General features: G+C 60.3%; 23 protein-coding genes. 12 read left to right on the top strand and 11 right to left on the bottom strand.

What is annotated here, in order from left to right; genetic code table 11:
• Positions 1 to 13: 13 nt before the first annotated feature.
• The 5 genes from DXY29_RS08035 to prfB all read right to left on the bottom strand — a co-directional run bounded on the left by DXY29_RS08035 (position 14) and on the right by prfB (position 2,956).
• Positions 14 to 607, bottom strand: coding sequence for an aminodeoxychorismate/anthranilate synthase component II (locus DXY29_RS08035; RefSeq protein WP_115024508.1), 594 nt, complete (start codon positions 605 to 607; stop codon positions 14 to 16).
• Between the two features lie 18 nt (positions 608 to 625).
• A complete protein-coding gene (locus tag DXY29_RS08030; protein ID WP_226409623.1) occupies positions 626 to 1,033 on the bottom strand; it encodes a diacylglycerol kinase family protein in 408 nt (135 codons plus the stop codon).
• Positions 1,034 to 1,155: 122 nt separating this feature from the next.
• A complete protein-coding gene (gene ybeY, locus DXY29_RS08025; protein ID WP_115024507.1) occupies positions 1,156 to 1,656 on the bottom strand; it encodes an rRNA maturation RNase YbeY in 501 nt (166 codons plus the stop codon).
• Between the two features lie 2 nt (positions 1,657 to 1,658).
• Positions 1,659 to 1,823, bottom strand: coding sequence for a DUF3285 domain-containing protein (locus DXY29_RS08020; protein WP_115024505.1), 165 nt, complete (start codon positions 1,821 to 1,823; stop codon positions 1,659 to 1,661).
• Between the two features lie 4 nt (positions 1,824 to 1,827).
• A protein-coding gene (gene prfB, locus DXY29_RS08015) for a peptide chain release factor 2 (RefSeq protein ID WP_115024503.1) occupies positions 1,828 to 2,956 on the bottom strand; the annotation gives its coding sequence in 2 pieces (ribosomal slippage) (positions 1,828 to 2,880 and positions 2,882 to 2,956; 1,128 coding nt in all).
• 77 nt (positions 2,957 to 3,033) lie between these two features.
• Here prfB and grxC point away from each other — a divergent pair.
• Both grxC and gshB read left to right on the top strand, forming a co-directional pair.
• Positions 3,034 to 3,291: a glutaredoxin 3 gene (gene grxC / locus DXY29_RS08010; protein ID WP_115024999.1), complete on the top strand. Its 258-nt coding sequence runs from the start codon at positions 3,034 to 3,036 to the stop codon at positions 3,289 to 3,291.
• A gap of 3 nt (positions 3,292 to 3,294) precedes the next feature.
• Positions 3,295 to 4,218, top strand: a complete 924-nt coding sequence (gene gshB / locus DXY29_RS08005) for a glutathione synthase (protein WP_115024501.1) — start codon at positions 3,295 to 3,297, stop codon at positions 4,216 to 4,218.
• On the opposite strand, the gene DXY29_RS08000 is transcribed toward gshB, so the two are convergent.
• A complete protein-coding gene (locus tag DXY29_RS08000; protein ID WP_115024498.1) occupies positions 4,185 to 5,591 on the bottom strand; it encodes an isochorismate synthase MenF in 1,407 nt (468 codons plus the stop codon). The genes gshB and DXY29_RS08000 overlap by 34 nt on opposite strands.
• A 70-nt stretch (positions 5,592 to 5,661) precedes the next feature.
• Between DXY29_RS08000 and menA the strand changes: the two genes are divergently transcribed.
• The 3 genes from menA to DXY29_RS07985 are packed head-to-tail and all read left to right on the top strand — an operon-like array spanning position 5,662 to position 8,746.
• Complete coding sequence (gene menA, locus DXY29_RS07995) at positions 5,662 to 6,606, top strand: 2-carboxy-1,4-naphthoquinone phytyltransferase (RefSeq protein ID WP_115024496.1); 945 nt, start codon at positions 5,662 to 5,664, stop codon at positions 6,604 to 6,606.
• Positions 6,603 to 7,583 carry an o-succinylbenzoate synthase gene (menC, locus tag DXY29_RS07990; protein ID WP_115024494.1) on the top strand — a complete coding sequence of 327 codons (981 nt, stop codon included), beginning with the start codon at positions 6,603 to 6,605 and terminating at the stop codon, positions 7,581 to 7,583. The genes menA and menC overlap by 4 nt, the downstream gene beginning before the upstream one ends.
• Entirely contained in the window at positions 7,580 to 8,746 is a 1,167-nt protein-coding gene (locus tag DXY29_RS07985; RefSeq protein WP_115024493.1) for an AMP-binding protein, read from the top strand. Before menC ends, DXY29_RS07985 begins: the two co-directional genes overlap by 4 nt.
• Here the strand turns inward: DXY29_RS07985 and DXY29_RS07980 are convergent.
• A complete protein-coding gene (locus DXY29_RS07980; protein ID WP_115024492.1) occupies positions 8,717 to 9,166 on the bottom strand; it encodes a thioesterase family protein in 450 nt (149 codons plus the stop codon). The two genes, DXY29_RS07985 and DXY29_RS07980, sit on opposite strands and share 30 nt — an antisense overlap.
• 59 nt (positions 9,167 to 9,225) lie before the next feature.
• On the opposite strand from DXY29_RS07980, the gene DXY29_RS07975 reads away from it, so the two are divergent.
• Positions 9,226 to 9,903, top strand: a complete 678-nt coding sequence (locus DXY29_RS07975; RefSeq protein WP_115024491.1) for a hypothetical protein — start codon at positions 9,226 to 9,228, stop codon at positions 9,901 to 9,903.
• A 4-nt stretch (positions 9,904 to 9,907) separates the two neighbouring features.
• On the opposite strand, the gene DXY29_RS07970 is transcribed toward DXY29_RS07975, so the two are convergent.
• The gene (locus tag DXY29_RS07970) at positions 9,908 to 10,225 is read right to left on the bottom strand and encodes a DUF2752 domain-containing protein (protein WP_371411074.1); all 318 of its coding nucleotides are present in this window, start codon (positions 10,223 to 10,225) and stop codon (positions 9,908 to 9,910) included.
• Positions 10,226 to 10,349: 124 nt separating this feature from the next.
• Between DXY29_RS07970 and DXY29_RS13625 the strand changes: the two genes are divergently transcribed.
• Entirely contained in the window at positions 10,350 to 10,856 is a 507-nt protein-coding gene (locus tag DXY29_RS13625) for a DUF6790 family protein (protein WP_187695011.1), read from the top strand.
• Here DXY29_RS13625 and DXY29_RS07960 read toward each other — a convergent pair whose 3' ends face one another.
• A complete protein-coding gene (locus DXY29_RS07960; RefSeq protein WP_115024489.1) occupies positions 10,857 to 12,041 on the bottom strand; it encodes an NAD(P)H-quinone oxidoreductase subunit H in 1,185 nt (394 codons plus the stop codon).
• A gap of 54 nt (positions 12,042 to 12,095) precedes the next feature.
• Between DXY29_RS07960 and rsmH the strand changes: the two genes are divergently transcribed.
• Positions 12,096 to 12,980 carry a 16S rRNA (cytosine(1402)-N(4))-methyltransferase RsmH gene (rsmH, locus tag DXY29_RS07955; RefSeq protein ID WP_115024488.1) on the top strand — a complete coding sequence of 295 codons (885 nt, stop codon included), beginning with the start codon at positions 12,096 to 12,098 and terminating at the stop codon, positions 12,978 to 12,980.
• On the opposite strand, the gene DXY29_RS07950 is transcribed toward rsmH, so the two are convergent.
• Together DXY29_RS07950 and DXY29_RS07945 are read right to left on the bottom strand one after the other, a co-directional pair.
• Entirely contained in the window at positions 12,967 to 13,764 is a 798-nt protein-coding gene (locus tag DXY29_RS07950; protein ID WP_115024487.1) for a hypothetical protein, read from the bottom strand. The two genes, rsmH and DXY29_RS07950, sit on opposite strands and share 14 nt — an antisense overlap.
• Before the next feature lie 33 nt (positions 13,765 to 13,797).
• A complete protein-coding gene (locus tag DXY29_RS07945; RefSeq protein ID WP_115024486.1) occupies positions 13,798 to 14,931 on the bottom strand; it encodes a cysteine desulfurase family protein in 1,134 nt (377 codons plus the stop codon).
• Between the two features lie 53 nt (positions 14,932 to 14,984).
• Here DXY29_RS07945 and DXY29_RS07940 point away from each other — a divergent pair, with 53 nt between their 5' ends.
• Genes DXY29_RS07940 through DXY29_RS07925 form a run of 4 tightly spaced genes read left to right on the top strand, consistent with a single transcriptional unit; the run spans position 14,985 to position 23,911 of the window.
• Entirely contained in the window at positions 14,985 to 15,497 is a 513-nt protein-coding gene (locus DXY29_RS07940) for a hypothetical protein (protein ID WP_170952169.1), read from the top strand.
• 39 nt (positions 15,498 to 15,536) lie between these two features.
• Positions 15,537 to 16,274: a response regulator transcription factor gene (locus DXY29_RS07935; RefSeq protein ID WP_115024484.1), complete on the top strand. Its 738-nt coding sequence runs from the start codon at positions 15,537 to 15,539 to the stop codon at positions 16,272 to 16,274.
• Positions 16,271 to 17,158: an RNA pseudouridine synthase gene (locus tag DXY29_RS07930; protein WP_115024482.1), complete on the top strand. Its 888-nt coding sequence runs from the start codon at positions 16,271 to 16,273 to the stop codon at positions 17,156 to 17,158. Before DXY29_RS07935 ends, DXY29_RS07930 begins: the two co-directional genes overlap by 4 nt.
• A 51-nt stretch (positions 17,159 to 17,209) precedes the next feature.
• A complete protein-coding gene (locus DXY29_RS07925; protein ID WP_136987737.1) occupies positions 17,210 to 23,911 on the top strand; it encodes an autotransporter domain-containing protein in 6,702 nt (2,233 codons plus the stop codon).
• Positions 23,912 to 24,185: the final 274 nt, after the last annotated feature.

Genomic DNA, 24,185 nt, shown 5'->3' with positions numbered 1-24,185 from the left:
GACGCTAACAGCGTTATCCCTCGGCTTCCCGCAGGAAGTTGGCCAGCAGTTGGTGGCCTTGATCGGTCAGCACGCTTTCGGGATGGAACTGCACCCCCTGCAGGTGGTGATGCTCCCGGTGCCGCAGGCCCATGATCGTGCCGTCCTCAAGCCAGGCGGTCACCTCGAGGCAGTCCGGCAGGGTTTCGCGCTCGGCGATGAGGGAGTGGTAGCGGGTGGCCGTCAGCGGTTGGGGCAGGCCTGCGAACACGCCGTCGCCTTTGTGCAGCACAGGCGAGGTCTTGCCATGCATCTGCTGCTGGGCGCGCACCACCCGGCCGCCGTGCACCTGGGCGATGGCCTGATGGCCCAAACACACCCCCAGCGTGGGCACGGTTGCCGACAGCTCTTGGAGGATATCCAGGCAGACGCCCGATTGATCTGGGTCCCCCGGGCCGGGCGACAACAAGATCGCGTCGGGGTTCAGGGCCCTGATCTGCTCAAGGCTGATGGCGTCATTGCGATGCACCTGCAGATCCGCCGCCAGCGGATGCTGGGCGGCCAGCTCACCGAAGTACTGCACCAAGTTGAAGGTGAAGCTGTCGTAGTTGTCGATGACCAGCAGCATCTGCGTGCAAATCGGGAGTCAGAGCCCCAGGCGGAGCAAGAGCGGCGGAAGCAGGAGAAACACAGCGATCAATAAAGAGCTGATGGCGGCTGTCAGCACAGCTGCAGCAGCACAGTCTTTGGCGATGCGGGCCAATGGGTGATAACGCCGGCCAATGGCCAGATCCACCACCGCTTCCATCGCTGTGTTCAGCAGCTCCAACACCAGAACGGCAGCCACCGTAAGCACCAGAACGGCCAGGCGGATCAGATCCAGTTGAAGCCAGGCGGCGAGACCAAACACCACCAGCCCCGTCACCACATGGATCCGGAAGTTGCGCTGGGTGACGAAGGCGTAGCCGAGGCCTTGGGCGGCGTAGCGAAAGCTTGCCGGCAGATCGCCAGCGATGCGCCAGCTGCCCCGTCGTCGCATTCCGTTGGGCACCATGGCCACCTCCTCCGCTGCTGCGTCTGCGGATGGTGTCCGGGGCGATTCGCTGGTCATCGGAACGGAATTCGGCATCCGCAGGGCGAACGCCCGCTCATCGAAGCCTACCCGGGTTGTCCAGATCACCCATCCTCAAGAAGCCTTTCCTGCAGGGCGAGCATTGCGGCGAGGCTGTCGTCATCGGGATGGTCCCAGCCCAGCAGGTGCAGCAGGCCATGGCTCACGAGCCAGCGCAATTCCCGCTTCAGGCTGTGCCCCTGCTCTTGGGCCTGACGCCGGGCCGTTTCCAGAGAGACCACGATGTCTCCGAGTTCGATGCTGGGTCCGTCCATCCAGTCGCCGGCTTCGTCGAGGGCGGCAAAGGACAACACATCCGTGGGGCCCGTTTTCTGGCGCCAGGTGCTGTTCAACGCCGCAATGCTGGCGTCATCGGTGAAGCGCAGCCCCAGGCTCAGTTCCTCTGCCGTGCGCACCAGGGTCGGACAGTCCAGGCGCGAATCCCCGCAAAGAGTGATCAGCCAATCCTCCAGCTGCTGGATCCAGGTGGTCTCGTCGAGCAGGTCGGAGGCGTCGCAGGGATCTAGCGGCGCCTCGTTTCGATCCAATGCGAGGTCGAGCTCCATGCCTAGCCCGGCAGGGTCGGTCGACCTAGCCAAGCCACGAGGGTGATGAAGCCGAGGAATCCCATGGCGGTGAGGCCGAGGTGAAACAGGCTCTTACTGCCCTTGCGCACCATGTTGCGCATCGCCTGTTTGATGAAGCTCGGCGGTGGAGTGCTGTCGGAGGCCATGGGATCAGGAATCGGTGTCGGCGCCGGGGCTGTCGACACCTTGGCGCAGAGACGCGTCGATGAAGGGGTCGAGGGCCCCATCCATCACCGCTTGCACATCGTTGGTTTCTTCATTGGTGCGCAGGTCTTTCACCATTTGGTATGGCTGAAACACGTAGTTGCGGATCTGGTTGCCCCAGGCCGCTTCAACGATGTCGCCGCGGATGTCGGCGATTTCGGCCGCCCGTTGCTCCTGGGCGATCACTAGCAATTTGGCCATCAGCAACGCCATCGCCTTCTCCTTGTTCTGGAGCTGGGAGCGCTCCTGGGTGCAGCGCACAAACAGCCCGGTGGGGATGTGAAGGATGCGCACAGCCGTTTCCACCTTGTTCACGTTCTGGCCACCGGCGCCGCCCGAGCGGCTGGTGGTGATCTCCAGGTCCTTTTCAGGAATGTCGAGCTTGACGTCCTCCTCGATCTTGGGCATCACCTCCACACCGGCAAAGCTGGTCTGGCGCTTGTCGTTGGCGTTGAACGGTGAGATGCGCACCAGGCGATGGGTACCTTTCTCGTTGCGCAGGTAGCCGTAGGCGTAGCGCCCTTCGATCTCGATCGTGCAGCTCTTGATCCCGGCTTCTTCCCCTTCGGAGAGTTCGTCGACGGTCACCTTCATGCCGTGGTCTTCGGCCCAACGGGTGTACATGCGCAGCAGCATCTGCGCCCAGTCCTGGGCATCCGTTCCACCGGCTCCTGCATTGATGCTGAGGACGGCCCCCTCCTTGTCGTATTCGCCGCATAGCAGGCGCTCGAGTTCCCAGCGATCCAGTCCCTGGCGCAGTTGGTTCAGGCCGTTCTGGGCTTCCTGCAGCAGGTCTTCGTCGGGCTCCAGCTCGTAGAGCTCAAGGGTGGCCTTGGCATCGTCCACCGCGCCGCTCCATCCGGCCAGTTGACTCAGCTGTGCCTTCACCTCGTCCAGGCGACGCATCTGCTTCTGGGCGTTCTGCTGGTCATCCCAGAAATCAGGCTGGGCGGCGAGTTGCTCGAGATCTTGTTGTCGTGCGTTCAGTGCAGGAACGTCAAAGACAGTCCTGGGCATTGCCCAGGCGGTCAGTGAGCTCGGAGAGATCGCGTTTGAAGTCGGTGAGATCCAGCAAGGACTCGGTCCTGATCAGCTTCTGACGCTATCAGCGCAGTTGCTGCATAGGATCCGACCACTGGTATGACCAACGCAATGGCCAAGGTTGAGATCTACACCTGGTGCACCTGTCCGTTCTGTGTCCGCGCCAAGGGACTCTTGGATCGCAAGGGGGTGAGCTACACCGAACACAGCGTGGATGGGGATGAGCCCGGCCGTGATGCCATGGCTGCGCGGGGTGATGGTCGCCGCAGTGTTCCGCAGGTGTACATCGATGATCGCCACATCGGCGGGTGCGATGACCTCCACGCCCTGGATCGCTCCGGTGAGCTCGATGCGCTGTTGAAGGCCTGATCGATGCGCCAGCTGTTTGTTCTGGATCCGCTGGGGCAGATCAATCCAGCCAAGGATTCTTCCGCTGCGCTGATGCAGGCCGCCCATCGTGCCGGCGATGAGGTGTGGGCCTGCACGCCCTCCGATTTGATTGCCCGGGGGGATGAACCCCTCGCGCTCGCCCTGCCTGTGACGCCAGAGCCATGGATCACGGTTGGGGTGGCTGAACGTCAGGCCCTGGGTGGCTTTGATGTGATTTGGATGCGCAAGGATCCGCCCGTGGATGAGGCGTATCTCTACGCCACCCATCTGTTGGAGGTGGCCGAGCGGGCTGGGGTTCGTGTGCTCAATCGCCCCAGTGCGCTGCGCAGCTGGAACGAAAAGCTGGGGGCGTTGCGCTTCAGCCGCTGGATGGCTCCAACGCTGGTGGCGGGGCGGGTGTCTGAATTGCTCTCATTTGCCCAGGAGCAGCAGGAAATTGTGCTCAAACCGCTGGGGGGGCGCGCGGGCCTCGGCGTGATTCGGGTCAATGGGCAGTCGCCGGGCTTGAAGGCCCTGCTGGAGCTGGTGACGGAGCAGGAGCGGTTGCCGGTGATGGCCCAGGCGTTCCTGCCGTCCGTGAGCGAAGGCGACAAGCGCATCCTGTTGGTGGATGGCGATCCCCTTGGCGCGATCAATCGGCGCCCTTCAGCGGGGGAATTCCGCAGCAATCTGGCCGTCGGTGGCCAGGCGGAGGCCACAGAACTCACCGAGCGGGAACGTCAGATCTGTGCCGCCCTGGCCCCGGCGCTGCGGGCGGAGGGGCTCTTCTTTGTCGGCATCGATGTGATCGGCGGCATGCTCAGCGAAATCAATGTCACCAGTCCCACCGGTGTGCGTGAAGTGGAGCGGCTGATGAATCAGCCCCTGGCCGATCAGACGATCGAGCGGTTGCGCGCGCTGGTCTGAAGTTCCAGCTGGTCGGCCAGTACGGCCAGTTTCAGCCCCACTTCCTGCAGCTCTCGCTCGGCAACGGATCCCCTCACCAGACCGGCTCCAGCGGTGAGGTCCAAGTTGCAGCCCCTGGCGTGCCCACAGCGGATGGCCACCCGCAGTTCGGCATCACCGGCACTGTCGATCCAGCCGATCGGTGCGGCATAACTCCCCCGTTCAAACGGTTCCAGGGTCCGCAACCAGGCCATGGCGTCACGGCGGGGCAACCCGGCAACGGCGGGTGTGGGGTGCAGTTGTTCGGCAAGCGATAACACGGGCTGACCGTGGGTTTCCGCCGTGATGGGGGTGTGCAGGTGGGTCAGGTTGCCGTGGCGGGCCAGTTGGGGTTGCCAGCGGCGTCGCGGGGACAGTCCGTTGCGGCGCAGTTGGTCGGTGATGGTTTCCACCACCAGTTCGTGTTCACGGCGGTCCTTGTCGGAGCGCAGCAGCTGAGCGCCCGAATCCCCCTGCCCAGCCGTACCGGCCAGGGCATCACTGCGCAGCCAACCGGCGCGAAGGCTGAGCAACCGTTCCGGGGATGCACCGAAGAAGGCATCCCCCGCATGGCGCTGCCAGAGGAACCGGCAGCTGCCGGCCTGTTGTCGCCGGAGCCGTTTCAACAGCGGCAAGGGGTCGAACGTTTCGGCCAAAACGATGCGGTGCTGCACGGCCAGCACCAGTTTGTGCAGGTCGCCGTTGTTGACCAGATCAATCCCGTGGGTGAGCGCTGCGGCGTAACGCTGCCGCCAGGTTTCCGGTTCCGTTGCCGCCACCAGCGCCTGGGGTTTGAGTGCTGTTGGCGTGGTTGGCGTCTGGAGCAGCTGTTCCTGCTTGAGCCAGAGCTGTTCCGCTAGCTCGCGGCAGTCCGCTGCACTGCTCACGATCCCGTTCAGCCGCAGCCAGCCGCGGCGTCCCTGACGGCTGAGTTGCCAGCGGGGCAGCACCGCATGCACTGAAGGAACCACCGCTTCACTTCGGCGGCGTTCACTCACCTGATCGAAGAAGCGGAAGCGCAGCAGCACCCGGGGGCGTGCATGGGCCGGGCTCTCCGGTGCGGTGTCGTGCAGGCGGCTGAGGCAGATGTCAGCGAAGCGCTGGGCCTGTTCAAAGCGACGACTGCCAGCCAGCTCCAGTTCCTGGCAGGGCCCTGCTGCGGCCAGGCACAGGCCAGGGGCGCTGTCCCACAGCACCTGCAAGTTTTCCTGCTCCGCCAGCTGCGGCAAGGCCAGAAGCGGGTCGACCCCTGCGATCGGCAGGGCCAGGCTGAGCAGCGCTTCATCGCCGTCACAGGCCATCCATCCCCGCTGGGCTGCGGAGAGGAGAGAGCTGAAACAACAATCAGCCGACATCCGCGGCGTTTTTGGCCAGGGTTACTGCTCAAATGTATGGGTCTTCGCCCTGCGGGAACCGAACCTGTCCATGTCTGAGCCGCAGGCTGTCGCATCCCGTTACGCCGATCGGCGCCGTTTGTGGAAGGCAGCCATCAAGTGGCCGATGTATTCCGTCGCCGTGATGCCAGTGCTGGTCGCGGCTGGATGGCATTTCGGTGTTGAAGGGTCCCTGCGATGGCTGCAGCTCGGCGGCTTTTTGCTGGCGGCCATTTTGTTGTTGCTCTGGGAAAACCTCAGCAACGATGTTTTTGATGCGGCGACGGGTGTTGATGCCTCCGGTAAGCCCCATTCGGTGGTGAACCTCACCGGCCGCAGGGATCGCGTTGCCCAGGGGGCGACCGCCGCCTTGGTGGTGGGGTTGCTGTTGATGGCGTTGCTGGCCTGGAACAGCAGCTGGGCGGTGTTGGCCCTGGTGTTGGTGTGTTGCGGCCTGGGCTACGTGTACCAGGGCCCTCCGTTTAGATTGGGCTACCGCGGCTTGGGTGAGCCCCTGTGCTGGCTGGCGTTTGGTCCGTTCGCCACCGCTGCGGCCCTTTTGGTGTTGCAGCCCAGGGGGGCTGAGTCGATCCCATGGGGTACCGCCTGGATGTTGGGGGCAGGCCCTGCCCTGGCGACCACCCTGGTGTTGTTCTGTTCCCATTTCCATCAGGTGGAGGAGGACGCGGCCCACGGCAAACGCTCGCCGGTGGTGCGTCTTGGCACGCGCCGGGCGGCGGCACTGGTGCCATGGTTTGTGGCCTTGACGCTCGCTTTGGAGTGGGTGCCCGTGCTGCACGGGGACTGGCCTCCGACGGTTTTATTGAGCGCTCTCGGTCTTCCTGCTGGTGTGCAGTTGATGCGTCTGCTCCAGCGCCACCACGACCAGCCGGAGCGGATCAGCGGCAGCAAGTTTCTGGCGTTGCGCTTTCAGGGCTGGAATGGTCTCGCGCTCAGTGTGGGCTTGGCCCTCTCTCGGGTTTGGACCGGCGGATGACGCTCCGGTTGCAGCGTCGCCCCTTCCGTTTTGCCCTGCTGCAGCCGCTGCGCACGGCAGCAGGCGTGCTGACTGAGCGCTGTGGCTGGTTGCTTCGGCTTGACGACGATCACGGGGCGGTCGGCTGGGGCGAAGTGGCACCGCTGCAGTCAGATCAGTCGACGTCGCCGTGGTCGTCTTGTGAGGGCGCCCTCGCGTCGCTGCCGGATGTGCCCTCCCTGGCTCAGTTGGAAGCCGTGCTGCGCGATGCGCCGGGACCTGTGGGCTTTGGCCTTGGTGCGGCGCTGGCGGAGTTGGACGGGCTGGTGGGGGGGCAGGCGTCCCAGGGATGGCTGAAAGCTCCTGCGCCGGCGCTGTTGTTGCCGTCAGGAGAGGCCATGCTCACGGCCCTTGAAGCTGTGGCGGAGTCGGTGAGAGGCCTTGAGGGGCGCACCTTCAAGTGGAAGGTGGCGACGGAGGCGGATCCCCTGGAGCACCAGCTGCTCGATCAGCTGCTCCAGCACCTGCCGCCCACGGCTCGATTGCGCCTGGATGCCAATGCCGGTTGGGATCGCAGCACGGCGCAGGCCTGGATGCAACGGTTGTGCGATGACCCACGCCTGGCCTGGTTGGAACAACCTCTGGCGGTGGAGGATCAAGCCGGTCTGGAGCAGTTGGCGGCGCTTGGACCGGTGGCCCTGGATGAATCACTCCACCAGCGGCCGGAGCTGCGGCGCAGCTGGAGCGGCTGGCAGGTGCGGCGGCCCGCGCTGGAGGGTGATCCCAGAGTGCTGTTGCGGGAGCTGCAGGCGGGGGTGCCCCAACGGATGGTGAGCACAGCCTTCGAAACCGGCATTGGTCGGCGTTGGCTGGAGCATCTGGCTGGGCTTCAGGCGCAGGGCCCTACGCCGGCGGCACCGGGTCTTGCCCCCGGCTGGACGCCATCGGGGGCGTTGTTCTCCACCGATCCAGAGGTGGTCTGGGCCGCGGCGATATGAGCGAGTTCGAGAGGCTGGAGCGCGGTCTGGCGGCAGGGCAGTGGGTGAGCCTGTCGCCCGAGGCGGACGCTGCTCCCATCGCTCAACTGCCGCCAGGGCCGGGCGTGCTGGTGCGCAGTGGAGGCAGCAGTGGCAGCAGCCGTTGTTGCGCCCAGCCCCTGGACCATCTGGACCGTTCGGCAGCAGCCACCGCGCACTGGTTAAAGGGGATGGCTCTCGACCCCGCCGTCACCCTGCTGCTCAATCCACTGCCGATGGCGCATGTCAGTGGTCTGATGCCTTGGTGGCGAGCTCGGTGCTGGGGTGCCTCGCATCAGCAGCTGGAGCCGGGGTTGATGAAAAACCCCACCGAATTGCTCGCGTGGTGCCGGAGCCTGCCCTCTTGGGGGACCAAGCCGGTACTGCTCTCATTGGTGCCCACGCAGCTGGCGCGACTGCTGGCCCATCCCGTCGGGGTGGCCTTCCTGCAGGAGATGCAGGTGATCTGGATCGGTGGTGCTGTTCTCGGGCCTCAGTTGGCGGCGCAGGCTCGCGCCTTGATGCTGCCCCTAGCGCCCTGTTACGGCTCGACGGAGACGGCGGCGATGGTGGCGGCGTTGCCGCCGGCCCGCTTCCTCGCCGGTGAGCAGGGTTGTGGGGATCCATTGGTAGATGTGGAGCTCCGCCTGGCCGCTGATGGCGCCCTAGAGGTGCGCACCGATCGGCTGGCCCTCGGACGTTGGTGTGCGGATCAGCCGGATCGGTTCGAACAGCTCACGGATGCGGATGGCTGGTGGCGCTCCGGGGATCGAGCCGCTTTCACCCCAGGCCTTCAGATCGTGGGGCGAATGGATGGCGCCATTCATTCCGGTGGTGAAACCGTGTTTCCTGAGCAGCTTGAGCAGCGTTTGATGGCGGCGGTTCAGTCGGCATTGCTTCCGGTGAGTTCAGTGTTGTTGCTGGGTGTTGATGATCCGGAGTGGGGGCACCGGCTTGTGGCGCTGGTGGGCAGCGCTGACAGTGCGGTGCTTCAGCGCCTTGCGACCCTCACGCGTTCCTGGGCGCCGGCGGAGACACCACGGCGTTGGGTGTTGTGCCCCGACTTGGCACCTTCCGCGCTGGGGAAATGGCAGCGCCAGCGCTGGCGGGATTGGTTACAGCGGTTGGATTCGGCCGAGGCTTGATGCTTCCAGCCAACGGTCCACGCCATCGGGCAGGACACAGCGGCGACGCGTGTTGGCGTCGATGGCTACATGGCGCAGGCAGCCGAGGGCGACAAGCTGCTCCCCTAGCATCACCTGGCTGTTCACCGCAAAACTGCTGGGATCGAGCCGTTCTGGTTCCAGGTGGATCAGCAGCTTGTCGCCCACCTGCACCGGAGCGCGAAAATCGGCATGGCAGTGCACGATCGGCAGGGCCACGCTGGGTTGCTCTCCGCGTCCGCCGGGGAAGACCGAACCAGCCGGAAGACCAAAGCATTCGAGGCTTTCTTCCCAGGCCTGGTGGCACCAGCCCAACAGCTGCTGAAAGTGCATCACACCAGCGGCGTCGGTGTCGCTGAAGCGCACGGTTCGGCTCAGCTCCAGCCAGGGGGCAGAGGTCATGGCGTTGTGTTGTTGAAGCCGGTGCCGACTGTCACCCTGACAGAAGTTCAGCTTGAACCATGGCCTCGCCCATCGCTCATGAGCCTCCGTCCATTCAGAAGGCCTGGCAGGCCTTTCTGCACCACATCCCCGTGGTGCTGGTGATCTGGGTGGGCTCCATCGTGCTGTCGCTGCTTGGTGTTCTCGCTTATGCCTTGATCATCGTTGTGGTGTCCGCGACCCTCGGCAGCAGCGATGCGGCGCTGGGCCTCGGGGCGGTTTTGGCTCAATTGGTTCAGCTGCCTCTCACAATCCTTGCCAGCCTGTTGTCAGTGCTGCTGGTGGCTGTTCCTGCCCTCTATTACGAGCGCGGTGAGGTGGTGACGATTGCGACGGCCTGTCAGCTGCTTACAGGCCATTGGGTGCGTTATCTCCTGGCGGGGCTGTTCTTTTCGCTGGCCACGACCATCGGTTTTCTGCTCTGCATCCTTCCCGGCATTGCGGTTGCGTTGGTCACGCCGGTGTTTGTGAATCGCATCTTCGTCACCGACATGAGCATCGGTGAAGCGTTCGCCCAGTCGTTCCAGGTGGTCTACCGCTCGGAGAACGGTTTGAGCTTTGTGGGCCTTGAGGTGTTGACCGGCATCGTTGTGGCGTTTCTGGCCTTGGTCACCTGTGGTTTGGGTGGCTTTGTGGTGATCCCCATGGCCAGCTTCTTCCTGCAGAACGTCGCCTATGAGCGCGGCCTGTTGCGCTGAGGGTTCAGCCGCTGGGCCAGTTGTTGGTGCTTAGGCGCAGCAGCCAGTAGCTGATCAAAGCTCCACCAACGATGGGAACGGACCAGAGGGGCAGGCCTTTTGGGATGAGACGGCGTTGGTAGAGAGCCAGGCCACTCCAGAGCACGAGCCCCATGGCGGTGATGGGGCCGAACAGATGCCATTGCAGCGATCCGTTGAGATCACCAGTGAGGGCTGCTCCCATCGCTCGGGTCAGAAAGCAGGTGGGGCAGGGCACGCCCGTGAGTGTGCGAAGGGGGCAGGCAAGGCCCGGAAGGCCTGGATGCAGGCCCTTGAGCCACAACGTGCCCGTCAGGGTCGCGGGCAGCAGATAACCCGTGCGTTGCAGCCGACGAAGAAAACGGTTCAGAGCTTGATGCGACCAGCTGACCTGGCCACAGTCTGATCAGTGTTGGACGGATGAGGGGATGGAAGCTCTGAGTCGTGCCTTACTGGCCAATGTGCCGGTCTGGACCTTGATCCTGGCCCTGCTCTTGGCTGCTCTGCAGACCCGCCTGGCCTGGCGGCTTGATCGATGGGCGGAGGTATCCCTGCTTTGGATCGCCTTCTGGGTTCTGGGTATCGGCGGTGTGTACGGCTTTGTGGCTCATCTGGCGTTTGGTCCGTTCATTGCTGAACAGATCGGCTGGCCTAACAGCCCCTTCCAGAACGAAGTGGCCTACGCCAACCTCACCATCGGCATCCTGGGCCTCACCAGTTTTTGGTACCGCCGCCGCGACTATTTGCTGGCAGCCATGGTCGGCTACTGCAGCTGGTTTTTTGCCGACGGTGTCGGCCATGTGGTGTCGCTGTTAGTGGACAGCAACACCGCTCCGTCAAATGCCGGGTCGGTGCTTTACACAGATCTGTTGACCCCGTTGCTGGTGGTGCTCCTGCTCTGGCTCAGCCGCAAGGAGCGTTGCCGGCTGCGTTGATCAGCGGTCCACCGATCCCATAATCACGTCGATGGAACCGAGGATGGCCATGATGTCAGCCACCTTGTGCCCCTTAAGGATGTGGGGAAGGATCTGCAGGTTGTTGCTGTCGGCAGCGCGGATCTTGAAGCGCCACGGGGTGACGTCGTTGTTGCCCTGGATGAACACGCCGATCTCCCCCTTGCCCGACTCCAGCCTGGTGTAAAGCTCGCCGTTGGGGATCTTGAAGGTGGGCGCCACTTTTTTGGCCACGTACTGGAAGTCGAAACCAGTGGCATCGCTGCCTTTGCCTTCGTTGAGGCGCTTGGCTTCGAGGTTTTCGGTCGGGCCGCCGGGGATCATGTCGCAGGCCTGGCGCAGGATCTTGAGCGACTGGCGCATTTCTTCGATGCGCACGCGATAGCGGGCGTAGCAGTCGCCCTCTTTCTCCCAGGCCACCTGCCAGTCGAAGTCGTCGTAGCACTCGTAGTGATCGACCTTGCGCAGATCCCAGGGCACGCCGGAGGCGCGCAGCATCGGGCCGGAGAGGCTCCAGTTGATGGCGTCCTGCTTCTCGATCGTTCCCAGGCCTTCAATGCGGCGCCGGAAGATCGGATTGTTGGTGATCAGCTTTTCGTATTCATCAATTTTTGGGCCGAACCAGTCGCAGAAATCACGGCACTTCTCCAGCCAGCCCCAGGGCAGATCAGCGGCGACGCCGCCGATGCGGAAATAGTTGTTGTTGATCAGCCTCTGGCCGGTGGCGGCTTCCCAGAGGTCGTAGATCATCTCCCGCTCTCGGAAGATGTAGAAGAACGGTGTCTGGGCCCCCACGTCAGCGAGGAAGGGTCCAAGCCAGAGCAGGTGGTTGGCGATGCGGTTGAGTTCCAGCATCAGCACCCGGATGTAGCTGGCCCGCTTGGGCACGGGGATGTCCGCCAGTTTTTCCGGGGCGTTCACCACGATCGCCTCGTAGAACATTCCCGCCGCGTAGTCCATGCGGCTCACGTAGGGCACGAACATCACGTTCGTGCGGTTCTCGGCGATCTTCTCCATGCCGCGATGGAGGTATCCGATCACCGGTTCGCAGTCGACCACATCCTCACCATCGAGGGTGACCACGAGCCGCAGCACCCCGTGCATGGAGGGGTGGTGGGGCCCGAAGTTCACCACCATGGGCTCCGTGCGCGTTTCCAGCTGCGTCATGGGAGCGGTGGTCCGATCGATGAGTAGATCTTAAGGAGTCTTCGCCTGTGGCTTGTGCCCCCCTTCAGCCATGTGCCCGTACTGGCCGATGCGGTGCTGGATGCAGCCCGGCAGATCCCGCGCCCAGAGGGCCTGTTGATTGACGCCACCCTCGGTGGTGGCGGCCATAGCGCCCTGTTGTTGGAACAGCATCCAGGCCTGCACTTGATCGGCTTGGACCAGGACGCCACGGCCCGGGCGGCGGCGGCGGAGCGTTTGGCCTCCTTCGGAGAGCGTGTTTCGATCGTCGCCACCAACTTTGCCGACTTTGTGCCGCCCGAGCCCGCCGTGATGGTGCTGGCCGACTTAGGGGTAAGCAGTCCCCAGTTGGATGTGGCGGAGCGTGGTTTCAGTTTTCGCCTCGATGGTCCGTTGGACATGCGCATGAATGCGGGGGGTGAGGGGGAGACCGCGGCCGAGCTCATCGGACGCCTGGAGGAAAACGAGCTGGCGGATCTGATCTATGGCTATGGGGAGGAACGGCTCTCCCGCCGTATCGCCCGACGGATCAAAGCCGACATCAAGGAGAAAGGCGCCTATGGCGGTACCGCCGCGTTGGCCTATGCCGTGGCGGGCTGTTACCCCCCCAAGGCGCGGCGAGGGCGGATTCACCCCGCTACCCGCACCTTCCAGGCCCTGCGCATTGCGGTGAACGATGAGCTGGGGGTGCTGGATCGCTTGCTGCAGCAGGCCCCCGACTGGCTGGAGCCTGAGGGCCTGCTCGGGATTATCAGTTTCCATTCCTTGGAAGACCGCCGTGTGAAGACGGCTTTCCTGCGGGATGAGCGCTTGCAACGGATCACCCGCAAGCCGGTGGTGGCCACCGAGCAGGAGGAAGAGGCCAATCCCCGCAGCCGCAGTGCTAAATGGCGCCTGGCCTGCAGGGTCAGTGAGCGCTGATGAAGCCGGTTTTGTCCTCTTGGCCAAACAGCTGTCGGTAGGCAGCGCCGGTGATGCAAATGCAGACCGGAGCGGCGGCCACCAGACCCACCACACAGGCCAGAACCCCCAGCAGCAGGATCAGCACCTGCAGGATCAGCAGGCCCAGCACTTGCCACCACTGGCCCTGCACCACGGAGATGCCCCGTTGGATGGTGGCGATCGGGTTCCGGTCCTCCAGCAGCGCAATGAAGCCAAGGAAACTTTGGTTCACCTGCATGTAAGTGGCGAACAACCAGCCGACGGCCAGGGTCAGCAACGCCAGGGGGCTGCTGCTGACGTTGAGCGCCAGCTCCAGGGCGGCCACACTGCCTGCGTCTGCTAGTTGCGGATCGTTGGGGTCCACCGTTAACGCCAGGTTCATCAGCGGTCGAAACACGGTCCAGGCATCTGCGGCATTGAGGGCCACGACGATCACCAGCAGGGCGATGGGCAGCAGCAGCAGAGTCAGCACCAACTGTCGGCTGAATAGGCGCCAGACGGCAGAGCCGTTCCAGCGGGTGAAGTCTTCGAAGCTGGGGGCGGTGCCTTCCAGGGCGATCCAGGAGCCGCGGATCAGGCCGACGCCGCCCCAAAGGTTCACCAGAGTCGCCACCAGCGCGCCCAGGACGGGAATGAGATTGGCCAATTGGGCGAGCAGCGCGCTGAGCAGCACAAAACCGACAAAGACCCAGGGGGCCAGGCGAAAGGCACGCCAGCCTTCCTGGATGGCGGTCCCGACGGAGAGTTCGGCCCTGCTGCTCATGGATCTAGCTCAGTCGACTGGAACGTAGGGGGATCAGAGCTGGGCGGCAGCGACGGCGTCGTGGATCACGGCGATGGCCTGTTCCACCTCGGCTGCTGTGGTGTCGCGCCCCAGGCTCAGGCGCAGCGAGGCTTCGGCTTCAGCGCGTGAGCGACCGATCGCTTGCAGTACATGGGATGGAGCGCCATTGCTGCAGGCGGAGCCACTGCTGCAGGCCAGGTGGGGGCGCAGGGCCCGATGTAGGCGGCTGCCGTTCACCCCAGGCAGGCTGATGTTGAGGTTGTGGGGCAGGCGCGGCTGCAGCGCTCCATTGAGCAGCACGCCGGGAAGGCGCTGCTGCAGGCCTTCCCAGAGCTGATCGCGCAGGCGTTGCAACCGGCTGTTGCGCTCATCCCGCTCTTCAAGCGCGAGGCGGGCTGCCGCGGCAAAGCCCACGATCAAGGCGGTGGGCAGGGTGCCGGCCCGGAGCCCTGCTTCCTGGCCGCCCCCCCACTGCAGCGGTTCGATGGCGATGCCCTCCCGCAGCACCAGGGCGCCGATGCCTTTGGGCCCATACAGCTTGTGGGCACTGAGGCTCAGTAGATCAACCCCCAGGGCGTCGGGGTTCAGCGGCAGCGTCCCGAAGGCCTGGGCCCCGTCGCTGTGCAGGGTGATGCCATGGGCCTGGCAGAGGGCACCCAGCTGCTCCAGCGGCTGGAGCACACCGATTTCGTTGTTGGCTGCCATCACGCTCACCAGCCGGGTGTCGGGGGTGATCGCCTCCTCCAGCTGTTCCGGAGTGATCAGTCCATCGGGGCCTGGGGGCAGCAGGGTCACGCTGAAGCCTTCCCGCTGCAGCTGCTTGAGGGGATCGAGCACGGCGTGGTGTTCGCTGGCCACGCTGATCAGATGGGCCTTGCCTAGGGCGCGGGCATGGCCCAGCAGCGCCAGATTGTTGGCCTCCGTCGCACCACTGGTGAACACCAGCCGTTCCGGGGTCACCTCCAGAGCCTCCGCCAGCTGACGTCGCGCCAGCTTCACCGCTGCAGAGGCGCTGAGGCCGAGCCGATGCTGACGGCTGGAGGGATTGCCCCATTCCGCACTCCAGAAGGGCGCCATCGCCTCCACCACCTCGGCCGCACAGGGGGTGGTGGCCTGGAAGTCAAAGGCGAGAGCGGAACCGCTCAGGACGAATCAGGCAGATGTTGCGATCATGGTGCTGCATTGCGAACAGCACTGGCATGGGTCTGCGATTGCCGATGGCTCTGCTGGGCTTGGGCTGGTTGGTTTGCGCGCAGCCTGTCAGTGGCTTCGATCGTGAGCAGGTGCTGGAGCAAATGCGCCAATCCCGGCCGGCCGATCTCAAGGTGTTGATCGAACGACCGGCCCCCGTCGGCACTTTGTCGATCGGGATCTATGGGGTGACGCCAGCGCCTTCGAATCCCGATACCCGCAGCTACAGCTTGTGGGAGGAGTCGGCGTCGGATCTGAACGTCTATGTCGAGAGCGTCAACTGCTCCACCACCAAGCCTGTGCGGGTGAAACGCACGCCGCTGGTGGTGTACGTGCGCACCCTGAATCCCGGCGGCCCGATCACCGATTTCAACCGGGAGGATCACCTGGTGTGGTGGGCAGCCTGCGTGCCGGAGGTCGCGGGAACCGACCCCGCCACGTTGCGTCAAAAAGCTCTGGATCTGGGCTATTCGACCCTGATTCCCGAACAGCAGGAGCAGTTACCCGCACTAGCTCGATGAGCTTGGCCTCCATACATTGCGACCAGAGCGATTCCGGCCATGAGCGACGCGCCCACCCCCACCGATGAATCTGTAGAGGCCGCGGCGCCCACGCCAAGGCTGTTGCTGGTGGATGACGAGCCGGGCCTGCGCACGGCGGTGCAGGCCTACCTGGAAGACGAAGGTTTCGATGTGACCACCGCGGTGGATGGGGAAGAAGGGTTCGCCAAGGCCCAGCAGATGCTGCCGGATGTGGTGATCAGCGACGTGATGATGCCGCGGCTCGATGGCTATGGCTTGCTGCAGAAGCTGCGGGCGGATGAACGGCTCGGCGGTACCCCGGTGATCTTCCTCACCGCCAAGGGCATGACGGCAGACCGCACCCAGGGCTATCTCGCCGGGGTGGATGACTACATCCCCAAGCCTTTCGATCCTGATGAGCTGGTGGCGCGGGTGCGCAACGTCGCCCAGCGTCAGCAACGGCTGCTGCAGGAAGCGGCTCGCTTTGCCGACACCGACATGGGCCAGATGGCCAAGCAGATCACCGAGATCCGCTCACTGCTGGCCCAGGCGGAAGCGCTGCCCTCCACCGAGCCGGTGGTGCACAGTTTCACGCCGCGGGAGGCGAGTGTGCTGCAGCTGGTGGCAGAAGGCTTGATGAACAAGGAGATCGCCCGTCAGCTGGAGACCTCGATCCGCAACGTCGAGAAGTACGTGAGCCGGCTTTTCAACAAGACGGGCACCTCCAGTCGCACGGAACTGGTGCGTTATGCGTTGGAGCACCGTCTGGTGACTTGAAGGCGGCCGCGCTTAACGACGGCTGGAGCTACCGCGACCGGGTGCCACGGGCTGATGCTGGCACCTTGGTGAGCGGTTGGCTGGCGGACCGCTACCGCCACTCCGATAGGGCAGTGTGGCAGCACAGAATCGCCGCTGGTGAGCTGGATTTGAACGGAACGCTTCTCTCAGAGGATCGAGCGCTGCAGGGCGGAGAGACTCTCTGTTGGCGGCGTCCGCCATGGCTGGAGGAGGCGATTCCCGATCAGTGGGAGACAATCCACGATGACGGCGACCTGTTGGTGATCAACAAGCCCTCGGGCTTGCCGGTGATGCCCGGTGGTGGCTTTTTGCGCCACACCCTCACCGCCTTGCTCGAACCCGCCGGGGCGCGGCCGGTGCACCGCTTGGGGCGGTTCACCTCTGGCTTGCAGGTGTGTGCCCGTTCGCAGCAAACCCGCGCGCTCTGGTCGAAGCAGTTCCGGCCTGATGGTGGTTGCCGCAAGGTGTATCAGGCCTGGAGCCAGCGGGTGCCGGGGTTGGAGCTGGGGCAGTCGTTGACGGTGAGCAGTGATGTGGTGGAACGGCCGCATCCGCTGCTCGGTTGGATCTGGGGGCCGGAACCGCTCGACGATGCGCCGATTCGCAAACGGCTCTCAGCCCACTCCGAGCTGGAGCTGTTGGAGCGCACGGCTGAGGGTGATCGCTTGCAGGTGACGATCACGACGGGGCGGCCGCATCAGATCCGCATTCATCTGGCGCAGCTGGGCAGTCCGCTGCTGGGGGATCCGCTGTACCTGCTGAATCGCGAGATTTCAGCCACCGCAACCCCCGGGGATGGGGGCTATCGATTGCATGCCTGGCGGCTGGAGGGCCCTGGCCGTCGCTTCCAATGTGATCAATAGCGGGAATTATTCTCAGTCGCGTTGGTCGCAATCGTTTGTTTTCGGGTTGGGTTGCGTGCGACCTGGAAATCTCTAGCTTTTGAAGAGAACCTCTACAGAAGAGTGAAAAAAGATCGCCACAAGTCAAGAGCTCAGAGCTACAAATTTCTGATCTTTTTTGCGGCCCTCGCTCAGCTGGCCTGGTTCAGTGAGATGCCGGCACGGGCCAGTGATTCGCCTCATGCGCCTGGCGGCGGCAAGTATTCTTCCTTGCCGATTTTCCGTTCTGAGCCAACAGCCGATTTTTCTGGTGGTTATACGTCTGTCAAATGGGGGAAGGGCATCGACAAGCGTTTTAAATACGGCTGCGATCATTACTATAACTGCCCCGATATGTATACAGAATCTGGTAAGTGGAAAATTGATCGGCTTGATCTGAGTGATTGGATTGATGATGCAGCGCTAAAAATGCGTGGTGATAGCGACCTGCGCAATGGTTTTCAGTTGGGGGTGGTTATACGCCGGAAGACGGGGAACAATAGTTTTCACGATGTGGGTTGGTGGGATAAGAACTCAAGTAATCATCTTCATAAAGGCTCTGGTTACTATGGAACAACACCCGTTATTTGGGGTTCCTCTCAGCTTGCTCAACTAAAAAGCTGGCAGGAAAACTTGGGGGTCGTCGTTTCCAATAATATCTTGACAGATTGGACAAAAGATAGTGCTAAAAGTAAAAAACGTACAGCAGTCACTGAATTTACTTTTGAAGCCGGCACCAACCCGTTTGCTCGTCACCATTCAGGCAACATTAATTCTGGTGATGCCAAGCTGATTTATTCCGAGTCGATTAACTTCGACAAAACAGTTGATGGCGGCTGGCTGGATGTCCTGGATCCCACCGGCGCTGGAAACAACACCCTCACCATTCGTGGTGGTGGCACGGTGAATGGGGCGAGTACTCGCTGCTCTGCTGCCAAAAATAAATTTGAAAGCCTGACCATCAGTGTTTCAGGCAGTGGTTCAACGCTGAATGCCGACTGTCATCTTGATGCTGCTGATCTGATTGTTTCTGATGGTGGCAAGATTCAGGATGTAAAAAATGCAAATGCGAAGATTAAAGTTGATGCTAGTGCGGGTAATTCCGTTTCTCTTTTAGAGGATGTCGACGGTGATATCGACGTATACGCTCCTGTTCGCTACATCAGTGGATCGTCGGGTGAATTCACGTTGCATGCAGGGACGTCTGAACTGGATTTGAACAGCCGTGCACATTCCGATGTCACTGTGAATCTTCTGGCGGGATCTGTAAAAAGTGGATCATCGAAATCTATTGATGCTCAGGCTGGAACGATTGATTCCATCAACGGCTCCACTGATGTCGTGAAAAAGGGCGCTGGAACGACGATTGTTTCGAACAGCTCCTATTCAGGGTCAACAAGTGTTCGTGAGGGAACATTAAAAGCAGCAGCGGCCAACGCCTTCAGCGCCTCGTCAGACACCACCGTCGAGGGTGGTGCCACCCTCGATTTGGGTGGAGAGACCCAGACCATCAACACACTCACCGTAAAGGGGGGGAAATCAAAGGTTGAAAACGGTACGTTGGTGAACCGCAATTTGATCAATGAGGGTCAAATTAATCTCACAGGCTTAAGCCAATCCCAGGGATCGATCGTCAATGCAGGTGAGATCAACTTGGGCTCGGGAAGCCTGCAGGCCACGCGCGTCACCAACTCAGACACTCTCGATGTCAAAGAATCGGCGGAAGTCGAATCCTTGGTCAATAGCGCTTATGCGACTTTTGAAGATCTGAAAGTTGACCAGTCAGGTTCGAACCATTCGATTGAAAATTCCGCCTTCCTCACGATTAAGGGCTCTCTTGAAACAGAGGACTCTGTGCTAACGCGTGGAAATTCAAGAACCACGATCACGGGAGTTGCTGAACAAACATCAGCTGATCTTGGGGGTCTGATGGTAGGTGCTGAGAAAACTCAATCAGGTACCAGTACCTTCACAATCAGCGATGGCAATCTAACTTCCAACTCGATTGAGATTGGCCACCAAGATTCTTCCTCCAAATCGAGCCTGACCTTGAACGAAGGTGATGTGTTGTCCCACAGCATCACCATTCAATCGGGTTCCACATTGGATGTAAAGAAAGGACATATTGATCTCTTTGAGAAAGGCAATACCTCAGGTGGCTTTATGGAGCTACATGGCATCGCTAAGGCAGTGGTTTTAGAGGGGAGCGAAGGTGCAGATGACATCACTTTGGATCAGGGCTCGGAGTTAACACTGTCCTCTGGGATGTTCACCAACCAGGGTGAATGCAGCGGTGATGGTTGCTCTGCTGCGATCCATCTTGATCAGGGCAATGATCTTTTGCTCACCAAGCAAGCCACGGTTTCGATTCCTACTGGATCCGTAATTGACGGTGGTGATATCGGTTCGATCAGCGATGGCGAGTGGCAAGGGGAAATCAATGTCTACCAAAATCTCACACCTGATCAATCGCCTGGTTTTGAGAAGTCGTCGCTTCGCAATTTTGCCCTGATCAATTACGACGGAGATTGGGAAACCCCCAAGGGGTTAACGGGCTGCGATTTTGATGATGATGGAAATTTCTCAGTTTCTTCCGATAAAACATGCCTTCTGCTGGAAACAGAATTACCCAAAGGCAACACACTGACGATTGATAATGCTGCCACGTTCCGCGCGGGTGTGATCAGCTTTGATGTCGATGGAGATGATTCCACGAGCAAAAATAATGTCATTCGTCTTCATGAGGGCAATCTTTCTGCGGTTGCCGTTGAGGGGCGTTCTGATGTTGATGATCAGTTCTTGCTTGGTTCCGGTACCGATAAGGCTGGATCAGGTGCCTTGTCTGTTCAAATGCTTTCAGGCATTGATCGCATAACGCAGCAAGGCGGCACCTGGACTTACGACATCAAGGCTTATGGGTTTGGCGATGAGCCCTTGGCGCTGCAGGTGAATGCAGGTGATGTGATTATCGATAGCACTACCGCTGTGAGTGGTGAAGGTACTGGCGAGGCCACGTTCTCCTCCATTGAGGTGGAGAGTTCTGTCCTGAGCGAAATTACTAATAAAGGTGAGCTGACGGTTACGGATGGCATTCGAAGAAATGATGGCGTTACCGCCAAGGCGTCATTGCGTACCACCTCCGGTGCAACGACCAAGTTGGGTGGCTCCAGTAATTACAGCGGAAATACTATTGTTGAAAAAGGGGGAACTTTAGTTGCACTGAATGCTAAGGCGCTGAGTGAGTCATCAGATCATGAAATTCATGGAGTCTTGGAATTGGGTGGTGCGGGCATCAATCAGCGGGTCAACAGGCTGAATCTTGAGGGTGGTTCAATTTACGATGGTATTTTGTCGACTAAGAAAGGTGTCTTCTCAACAGGCGGCCAGATTTACGCCAAGCTCACAACAGGTGATGAAAAAGATGGTGGATTGGTTGTAACTGCTGGCACAACAACCCTTCATAGTGATAAGAGTGACTATTCCGGCCATACCGAAATCAAAGAAGGTGCAACTTTGCAGGCTGGTGGCGAAGATGTCCTCAGTAAAGAGTCTGTGCATACTGTCTCCGGAACCTTGAACTTGGGTGGAGATAGTATTAACCAAAACGTTAAACAGCTGAATCTTGAGGGGGGTGAGATCTCGGAAGGTGTTTTGTCGACAGCGAATGGCTTGATTTCTTCTGGCGGGACTGTGTATGCGCAGCTCAGTGGTGAGGGTGGTTTGATTGCTGAAGATGGTGTGACGATCATTTATGGCCAAGAAAGTGACTATTCCGGTGACACGACTGTGAAGTCAGAGGCAACTCTCCGGGCCGGAGCTGAGCTTGTTTTAAATGCTGCATCTGAGCACACGATTGCTGGAACTCTGGATTTGGGTGGTGTAGCGCAACATGTGAATGAGTTGGTTCTTGATGGTGGCTCTATTGAAAAGGGTTCGTTGACGTGGGGAGAAAATCCAAACGATGATTTGCTTTCCAAAGGTGGCACAATCAGTGCCAATCTCACTGGCCAAGGTGGCTTGATCGCGGCAAATGGTTTGACAACCCTTAGTGGGAAAAACGACTACACAGGTAATACAAGGATTGATAAGGGAGCCACCCTGAAAGCCGGGGTTGACGATGCATTGAGCCCAGAGTCTGAGGTCATAACGATTAACCAGCTTGGCACCTTGGATTTGAATGGGACAGATCAGATCGTCCAATCAATTGAATTGAAAGGGGGTTCGATTGATGGCAATGGTGGTGTATTGAATGCTCAAAAAATCACTTCGACGGGTGGTGTTATCAAAGATTTGGGTAAAGGACGCATTCCTTCTGGAAGTGGTTCGCTTGATGAACTTCGGATCCAGTCTGGTGTGACTGTCTTCTCTGGGCGTAATAATTTTCGGGGCGAGTTGAATGTTGTTGGAGGCGTAGCCAAGGGAGCCAATCACTTCAGTTTCAGCCCCAACATTTGGACCACGGCCACAGATCGTGGGATCTTGGATTTGATGGGTTATAAGCAATACATCAGTCAGTTAGATATTTTCGAGGGTGGGCGGTTGTATGTTGATCAGGCCAATCCTCTTGAGGCTGATTACATCAATCTCCGTGCAGGTTCGAAGCATTCCTTTAAGCCTGGCGGTGTCGTTGTTCATCTCGACAGCAAAGAAGGCAAGTCGCCCATCAAGGTGAATGATTCTTTCGCCTATGAAAGTGGAACTCTCGTTGTTGCAGCTTCTGCAACAGATGATCCTGAAGGCACTTGGCCCATTATTGAAGGCAATGTTGAAAACGTAGAGGAACTTGCGGAAGAAACTTATTTGGTCGTCGCAGGATCGGATGGCGATGCCTCTCGTGCATATCCTTTTAATGGACTCAGGGATGGAGATGAGAATGTTGTAATGGGCCCTGCCCTTTACAAAGGCTATCTGTCAAAGGGATCACTCAACCTTGAGATCGAACCGAAGATACAGGAAGAGCTTTTCTGTAGTTTGCATCCTGGTGATCCTGATTGTGATGATTTGGATTTCAACGATCAAAGACCTGAGCTTGAGGCGGATAGCCTGCTTCCAATTGTTCCTTGCGACGACGAAGATTATTGCCAATTAGGTGAAGATCCTGATGTTGAAGATCTCCCAGATGAGGATGATGATGGCCTGCCTGACTATATTGATCCCCACCCGAATAAGCCTTGTGAAGGCGATGATTGCTTAGTTAGTAACAATTTGCCTGATACTGATGATGACGGAATGCCTGATCTAATCGATGAGGATGACGACAACGATGGCATTCCGGATGACAAAGATCCGGACGATGACGGAGACGGTGAATTGGATCAGCTCCCCGGTTGTGAGGTGGGAGATGATTTGTGTGATGTGATTAGTGATATCCCCGGCGATGAAGATGAGGCTTGGGGAGAGGAAGAAGAGGATGCTGGGGAGGTGATTGATGCGTTGCTCGATGGCTTGGCAGAGGAAGAAATTGATTTGCCACTCAGCTTTGATTACGGCCAATTGGCGCGGTTGGTGGCCAGCGGCTTGGCGCCTCGGAATGTGGATGCAGCAGGCCGCGGTTTAGCGCTGCACAACAACCTGCTGGTGGATACGTTGTTTGATCGCCAGCCACTACGTCAGTTCGAGGAACTGCTGGTGAGTGAAGAGGTTGTTGAGGAGAGCGTTGTTGAGGAAGAGGCGGTGATTGAGGAGGCGGCTCCAGTGCAACCGCTGTGGCTGAAGACTGATGAACTCGCTGATGCTGAGGCTGCGCAGTATGTGGAGGGTGCCGTTGCGCAGGCCGATGCCGATGCCGAAACTGCTGATGCTGAAGCTCTCCGTTTTGTCGATCAGCAGGACGACGAATTGGATCTGGCTATGCGCGATGGGGTGAGCGCCTGGGTGAAGGGATTCGGCGGCAACAGCCGTGCTGATGAGTCGTCGATTCTCTACAACGACTACAGCTTGGATGCCTACGGCACCAGCTTTGGTGTGGATGTGGCGCTGAGCGAGAGCTTCCAGATCGGCGCTTACGCCAACTACGGCGATGTGAATGTGCACCAGCACAGCGGTGACACCGGTGGCGGCAGCTGGAACCCCGAGGGCTGGGGCGGCGGCATCACCGCCCAGTACTCCACCCGCCATTTCTATGTGCAGGGCCTGCTGGGGGCCAGTGAATTCAGCGGCGAGCAGTCGCGCAACATCCTGCAGATCAACAACGATCTGGGTGGCAACACGGCCAAGGGCGACAAGAGCGTGACCAGTTATCTGGGAGCACTGCGGATTGGTGCACCGTTCAAGACCGGTGGAGTTGTGCTGGAACCGCAGGGCCAAGTGGTGTGGACCCGCAACCACGAACAAGGCTTCTCCGAAACCAGTGGAACAGAGCAGAACCTGCGGCTGAAGTACAAGAGCCGCACAACGAATTTTGCGGAGACGGAGTTGGGCATGAAGCTGTCGGTGCCGATCCGCACGGGTGAGCGTGCGCTGTTGGTGCCAAGTCTGCGTGCTGCATGGCTGGCGGATTGGAACCAGGCGAACGAAGGCCAGGAGATCGGCTACAAGTTCACCAACAAGACGGTGGATTTCGAGTCACAGCTGGGCACCGAGAACGGCGCCTTGATTGAGGCGGGATTGGACTACACGGTGCAGAACTTCAACGGCGTCTCCGTGAAGCTGTATGGCCGTGGCGGCATGGAGTTTTGGGCCAGCGACCGTGGCACGACCTGGCGCGCGAGCGGCGGTGTGACCTTCCAGTTCTGATTGCACAACTGATCCCCCAGTTGAGGGAGTACTGAATATCAATCCATCCCCCATTTTTGGGGATGTTCAGTTTGCTCAACCGCTGCAGATGGGTTGTGTGTCAGATCGAATCGCTGGATCTTGTCCAATCCTGTCTTCACCGGTCAAACTTTGACCAACAGCGAGAGTTACCCTTTAGGTCTATTGAGACTCGAATTGCGCCATTTCGCTTGCGCGCTTTGCAGGCCCTTGTTTTGAAAAAATAAATGATCTCTGTCTGACATGTCCGACTCAT

The organism is Synechococcus sp. UW69, assembly GCF_900474185.1.
Classification (GTDB): domain Bacteria; phylum Cyanobacteriota; class Cyanobacteriia; order PCC-6307; family Cyanobiaceae; genus Parasynechococcus.
Note: the sequence above shows the minus strand (reverse complement) of the source record. Positions and strands in the feature narration are given on the sequence as shown.

Excerpts from the sequence above, each read along its gene's own strand:
- DXY29_RS08035 (WP_115024508.1), bottom strand. The coding sequence starts at position 607 with ATGCTGCTGGTCATCGACAACTACGACAGCTTCACCTTCAACTTGGTG.
- DXY29_RS08030 (WP_226409623.1), bottom strand. The coding sequence starts at position 1,033 with ATGGTGCCCAACGGAATGCGACGACGGGGCAGCTGGCGCATCGCTGGC.
- ybeY (WP_115024507.1), bottom strand. The coding sequence starts at position 1,656 with ATGGAGCTCGACCTCGCATTGGATCGAAACGAGGCGCCGCTAGATCCC.
- DXY29_RS08020 (WP_115024505.1), bottom strand. The coding sequence starts at position 1,823 with ATGGCCTCCGACAGCACTCCACCGCCGAGCTTCATCAAACAGGCGATG.
- grxC (WP_115024999.1), top strand. The coding sequence starts at position 3,034 with ATGGCCAAGGTTGAGATCTACACCTGGTGCACCTGTCCGTTCTGTGTC.
- gshB (WP_115024501.1), top strand. The coding sequence starts at position 3,295 with ATGCGCCAGCTGTTTGTTCTGGATCCGCTGGGGCAGATCAATCCAGCC.
- DXY29_RS08000 (WP_115024498.1), bottom strand. The coding sequence starts at position 5,591 with ATGTCGGCTGATTGTTGTTTCAGCTCTCTCCTCTCCGCAGCCCAGCGG.
- menA (WP_115024496.1), top strand. The coding sequence starts at position 5,662 with ATGTCTGAGCCGCAGGCTGTCGCATCCCGTTACGCCGATCGGCGCCGT.
- menC (WP_115024494.1), top strand. The coding sequence starts at position 6,603 with ATGACGCTCCGGTTGCAGCGTCGCCCCTTCCGTTTTGCCCTGCTGCAG.
- DXY29_RS07985 (WP_115024493.1), top strand. The coding sequence starts at position 7,580 with ATGAGCGAGTTCGAGAGGCTGGAGCGCGGTCTGGCGGCAGGGCAGTGG.
- DXY29_RS07980 (WP_115024492.1), bottom strand. The coding sequence starts at position 9,166 with ATGACCTCTGCCCCCTGGCTGGAGCTGAGCCGAACCGTGCGCTTCAGC.
- DXY29_RS07975 (WP_115024491.1), top strand. The coding sequence starts at position 9,226 with ATGGCCTCGCCCATCGCTCATGAGCCTCCGTCCATTCAGAAGGCCTGG.
- DXY29_RS13625 (WP_187695011.1), top strand. The coding sequence starts at position 10,350 with ATGGAAGCTCTGAGTCGTGCCTTACTGGCCAATGTGCCGGTCTGGACC.
- DXY29_RS07960 (WP_115024489.1), bottom strand. The coding sequence starts at position 12,041 with ATGACGCAGCTGGAAACGCGCACGGAGCCCATGGTGGTGAACTTCGGG.
- DXY29_RS07950 (WP_115024487.1), bottom strand. The coding sequence starts at position 13,764 with ATGAGCAGCAGGGCCGAACTCTCCGTCGGGACCGCCATCCAGGAAGGC.
- DXY29_RS07940 (WP_170952169.1), top strand. The coding sequence starts at position 14,985 with ATGGGTCTGCGATTGCCGATGGCTCTGCTGGGCTTGGGCTGGTTGGTT.
- DXY29_RS07935 (WP_115024484.1), top strand. The coding sequence starts at position 15,537 with ATGAGCGACGCGCCCACCCCCACCGATGAATCTGTAGAGGCCGCGGCG.